Source organism: Micromonospora aridisoli (assembly GCF_056150025.1).
This window is the reverse complement of the sequence record NZ_JAXCFK010000226.1, coordinates 1-492: the sequence shown is the minus strand read 5'-3', so window position 1 is coordinate 492 and position 492 is coordinate 1. Positions and strand designations below refer to the sequence as shown.

At 40.2% G+C, this 492-nt stretch carries 1 protein-coding gene; it reads left to right on the top strand.

The annotated features are described in order from the left end of the window. Positions 1-82: 82 nt before the first annotated feature. Positions 83-492, top strand: a 410-nt coding sequence (locus SM447_RS30230; protein WP_474576262.1) for an IS66 family transposase, incomplete at its 3' end; no start/stop codon positions are given.

Here is a 492-nt window from a genome sequence, read left to right as displayed (position 1 = left end):
CAAAATCACTCGTAAGATGCGTTACTAAAAAAAGTTATTTTAGTTTGCATTTTTGCAAGGTGCTTTTTATTTTTGCCTTGCGATGACCTACCAAGAGCTACTTGTCGAGAATGTAGACCAAAAGAAGAGAATTACTTCTTTAGAAGAACAATTAGCTGGAGTCTACAAACTTATTAATGGTTTTAAATCTGAGAGTTTTGTTACTCAAGCAGTAATAGATCAGTTGTCACTTTTTGGGGAAGACACCCCTGAGACTGCAGAAGAAACTCCGCAAGAAATCATTACCTATACCAGGGACAAGAAAAAACATCAAGGACGCAATGCGCTGCCAGAGCACCTTCCAGTAAGAGAGGTTATCATCGAACCCGAAGAGGACACTACGGGACTAAAGAAAATCGGAGAAGAGATCAGCGAAACACTAGAATACACTCCTGCTAGTCTTGTAAAAAGAAGAACGATCCGTCCTAAATATGCCAAGGCGCAAGGTGAAGG